This is a genomic window from Bacillus sp. SIMBA_074 (genome assembly GCF_046534555.1).
Classification (GTDB): Bacteria; Bacillota; Bacilli; order Bacillales; family Bacillaceae_G; genus Bacillus_A; species Bacillus_A mycoides.
In genome coordinates, this window is the sequence record NZ_JAWRYM010001091.1 from 1 (window position 1) to 243 (window position 243).

Annotated in this window: 1 protein-coding gene; it reads right to left on the reverse strand. The window is 71.2% G+C overall.

Annotation, left to right across the window (positions count from 1 at the left end; all coding sequences use genetic code 11):
* A partial coding sequence (locus SB773_RS34125; protein WP_410594931.1) for an isochorismatase family protein occupies positions 1-243 on the reverse strand: 243 nt, incomplete at both ends.

The following is a 243-nucleotide window of genomic DNA, read 5'->3' on the forward strand; positions in this document are numbered from 1 at the left end:
GTCATAGCCCTCCGCCGCCGCGCGCTGCGACGTGGTACGCACGCAGAAGTCGGACTGCGCGCCGGTGATCACCAGTCGGGTCGCGCCGAGGTCGTCCAGCGTCTCGCGCAGGTTCGTGTCGGCGAAGGAGTCGCGGTAGCTCTTGCGCACCAAGGGCTCTCCTTCATCCCGCCGCAGCGGCGCGGCGAGCTCCCACTCGGGTGTGCCCACGCCGACGGGGTCGTGATGCACCCAGACCACGGG